Origin of the sequence: Mesorhizobium sp. M2A.F.Ca.ET.039.01.1.1, from assembly GCF_003998035.1 — a bacterium.
Taxonomy (GTDB): domain Bacteria; phylum Pseudomonadota; class Alphaproteobacteria; order Rhizobiales; family Rhizobiaceae; genus Mesorhizobium.
In genome coordinates, this window is record NZ_RZRY01000691.1 from 1 (window position 1) to 3,221 (window position 3,221).

Sequence of the window (3,221 nt, forward strand, 5' to 3'; positions counted from 1 at the left end):
GCTCGACCTGTGGGCAGCGGCCCAAGTCGGCGTGCTGATGGTGACGCACGGCATCGAGGAGGCGCTGGTGCTGGCGACCCGCATCGTCGTGTTGGCGCCCGGTCCAGGGCACGTGGTGCGGACTTTCGAAACGAATTTCGGCCGCCGCTACGCCGCCGGCGAGCCGATCCGCGCGATCAAGGCCGATCCCGGCTTCGCCGCGGCCCGCGCGGATCTGACCGACTCGATCTTCGAAGGAGAGGCGGCATGAGCGTGAGCACTTACAGCGAAAGGCCCGCCGCGAAGGCCGGCGAGACCGACGGGCTTTCCGTGCCATGGTCGCGGCCGCGACCGAAAAGGACGGTCGTATCGGCCAGGCTGGTCAGCGCGATCACCATCCTCGTGCTGCTCGCTGCCTGGACGGCGGCGTCCTCGCTGCAGCTGGTGTCGCCGGTTTTCCTGCCCTCGCCCGCCGCGGTCTGGGCAAAGTTCGTCATCGTTGTCCGCGACGGTTTCGTCGATGCCACATTGCTCCAGCACATCCTCGCGTCGCTCTGGCGTGTGTTTGCGGCGCTGATCGCGGCCATCCTCGTCGGCGTGCCGGTCGGCCTCGCCATCGGCATCAGCCGGATCGGGCGCGGCGTGTTCGACCCGCTGCTCGAATTCCTGCGTCCGATTCCGCCGCTCGCCTATCTGCCGCTGATCATCATCTGGTTCGGCATCGGCGAGCCGTCGAAGATCCTGGTGATCGCCATCGCCATGCTGGCGCCGGTGGCGCTGTCGACCGCCGCCGGCGTGCGCGGCGTTTCGCGCGAGCGCGTCGACGCGGCGCGGTCGCTCGGCGCCACGCGCGCCCAGGTCATCCGCCACGTGATCCTGCCCAGCGCCCTGCCTTCAATCCTCACCGGCCTGCGCATCGCGCTCGGCGCCGGTTGGTCGACGCTGGTCGCAGCCGAGCTGGTCGCGGCGACGCGGGGGCTCGGCTTCATGATCCAGTCGGCGGCGCAATTCCTGGTCACCGACGTGGTGGTGATGGGCATACTGGTGATCGCGATCATCGCTTTTGCGCTCGAATTCGTCATCCGCCGGATCGAGCGGGTGCTGGTGCCCTGGGCGGGACGGGAATGAGCTCAAGCGAAGGAGAAGGACGATGACCCATTCCACCGCAGTGCTGTTTGCGCATGTCGGCACATGGCTGTTGCGTCTGCCGCCGAGCGACAAACAGCAGGCAGACGAACCGAATTCGCCGACGCCGGTGCTGCTTGCCGGCGACCGCGATCGCCTGCCGCCGCGCGACGAGAGCTTCTACTGGGCCTGGCAGTACTGGTCGCAATGATCGGGAAGTGGGGGACGCCAGCGCTGGCGACTTCGTCATCCTAATGTCTGCGCCGCGTCGATTGGTTGAAGCCGCCCTCCCAACCTCGTCATTCTATGGCGGAGCAAGGAGCGAAGCGACGCGGCGCAGACCATAGAATCCATGCCGTGACTTGGAAGCGCCGCCACGGTGCAGAATTCTGCTCCGTTGCACGCCGCGGCGAAGGTAACGGCATGGATCGCGATGGGGGTTTCGGCCAATCTCCAACGCATGCCGCCCGCCAACGCAAACAGGGCCGACCGATCAAAATCCCTGTGCGGTCTCAACTAGGATGACGACACCCAGGGTTACGCGCAGAAAATAATTCCATGAAATCCGCCGAACTCGCAAGATCGTTTCTCTACTAGCTTTATAGATTTACCTAGCCTGACCTTATTCCAATCGCCCGGCAGTTCGGGACCAACGAAGGAGAGGGTCATGTTCAATCTGACGAGACGCGCATTCGGCGTCGGCCTGCTTACAGCGGCGGCCTTTGCCGCATCCTTTGGGACGACATCCTTCGCCGCCGCGCAGGACCTCAAGGCGTTCAACATCGGCTACCAGAAGACCGGCCTGCCGGTGATCGCCCGGCAGCAGCAGATCATCGAAAAGGCGCTGGCCGACAAGGGCGTGACGGTGAAGTGGGTCGAGTTCACTGCCGGCCCGCCGCTGGTGGAAGCCTTGAATGTCGGCGCCATCGATGTCGGCTGGACCGGCGACGCGCCGCCGATCTTCGGCCAGTCGGCCGGCGCCAACATCGTCTATGCGGCGGCGCTGCCCTCCAATGGCGAGGGCGAGGCGATCTTCGTCAAGCCGGCCTCGCCGATCCAGTCGTTGGCCGACCTCAAGGGCAAGCGCATCGGCGTCGGCAAGGGCACCAGCGCGCACAATCTGGTCGTTGCCGCCCTGGAGAAAGCCGGCATCCCCTTCGACCAAGTCACGCCCGTCTACCTCAGCCCCGCCGATGCGGCGGCCGCCTTCGCCAGCGACCAGATCGATGCATGGGCGGTGTGGGATCCGTTCTTCGCCATCGCTGAAACGCGCTACCAGCCGCGGGTGCTTGCCCGCTCCATCGACGTGCTCCAGGTCAACACCTATTTCCTCGCCAACAAGGATTTCGCGAAGGCGCATCCGGATTTCGTCTCGACGACGATCGCCGCGCTCGGCGACGCGGCGAAGTGGGCGGACCAGAACCGCGACAAGGTGGCCGAGGCGCTGCATGAGGTGACCGGCGTGCCGCTCGACGCGCAGACGATCGCCGCCAATCGCACCAAGTTCGGCATTTATCCGATCACCGCCGAGATCGTCGCCGGCCAGCAGGCGACCGCCGACCGCTTCTTCAAGCTCGGGCTGATCCCGAAAGCGGTGCGGATATCCGACGCCGTCTGGACCGCGCCGGGCAACTGATTTTCGTCCACGGCGCCGGGCGGCGAACGCCCGGCGCCGTCGTATTTTCTCCTGCCTTCTCCCAGGGTTCAGCCATGACCGCTTCAGCCAGCCCGCTCGATTTCTTCTGGTTCATCCCGACGCATGGCGACGGCTCCTATCTCGGTACCGAGAAGCAGCAGCGGCCGCCCGAGTTCGGCTATTTCAAGGAGATCGCGCAGGCGGTCGACCGGCTGGGCTTCCCCGGCGTGCTTTTGCCCACCGGGCAGAATTGCGAGGATTCCTGGATCACCGCCACCGGGCTCGCGACGCTGACGGAAAGGCTGAAGTTCCTCGTTGCGCTGCGACCCGGCGTGACGCTGCCGACCTTCGCGGCGCGCCAGACCGCGGCGCTCGACCGGCTGAGCAACGGCCGCCTGCTGCTCAATGTCGTGGTCGGCGGCAACCCGACCGAGCTTGCCGGCGACGGCGTGTTCCTGCCGCATGACGAGCGCTATGCGCA

The 3,221-nt window shown here is 66.1% G+C and carries 4 protein-coding genes and 1 pseudogene; all 5 read left to right on the forward strand.

The window, feature by feature from the left end:
* Window positions 1-250 (forward strand): annotated as a pseudogene (gene tauB, locus EOA24_RS31920) (taurine ABC transporter ATP-binding subunit); the annotation flags it as partial.
* Window positions 247-1,107, forward strand: coding sequence for an ABC transporter permease subunit (locus tag EOA24_RS31925; RefSeq protein ID WP_126080331.1), 861 nt, complete (start codon window positions 247-249; stop codon window positions 1,105-1,107). The pseudogene tauB and the gene EOA24_RS31925, both read left to right, overlap by 4 nt.
* A gap of 22 nt (window positions 1,108-1,129) precedes the next feature.
* Window positions 1,130-1,315: a hypothetical protein gene (locus tag EOA24_RS31930; RefSeq protein ID WP_126080332.1), complete on the forward strand. Its 186-nt coding sequence runs from the start codon at window positions 1,130-1,132 to the stop codon at window positions 1,313-1,315.
* A 456-nt stretch (window positions 1,316-1,771) separates the two neighbouring features.
* Entirely contained in the window at window positions 1,772-2,740 is a 969-nt protein-coding gene (locus tag EOA24_RS31935) for a sulfonate ABC transporter substrate-binding protein (RefSeq protein ID WP_126080333.1), read from the forward strand.
* 74 nt (window positions 2,741-2,814) lie between these two features.
* Window positions 2,815-3,221, forward strand: a 407-nt coding sequence (locus EOA24_RS31940; RefSeq protein ID WP_127410483.1) for an LLM class flavin-dependent oxidoreductase, incomplete at its 3' end; no start/stop codon positions are given.

Bases quoted from the DNA above. Each gene is read 5' to 3' on its own strand.
- EOA24_RS31925 (WP_126080331.1), top strand. From the start codon at position 247: ATGAGCGTGAGCACTTACAGCGAAAGGCCCGCCGCGAAGGCCGGCGAG.
- EOA24_RS31930 (WP_126080332.1), top strand. From the start codon at position 1,130: ATGACCCATTCCACCGCAGTGCTGTTTGCGCATGTCGGCACATGGCTG.
- EOA24_RS31935 (WP_126080333.1), top strand. From the start codon at position 1,772: ATGTTCAATCTGACGAGACGCGCATTCGGCGTCGGCCTGCTTACAGCG.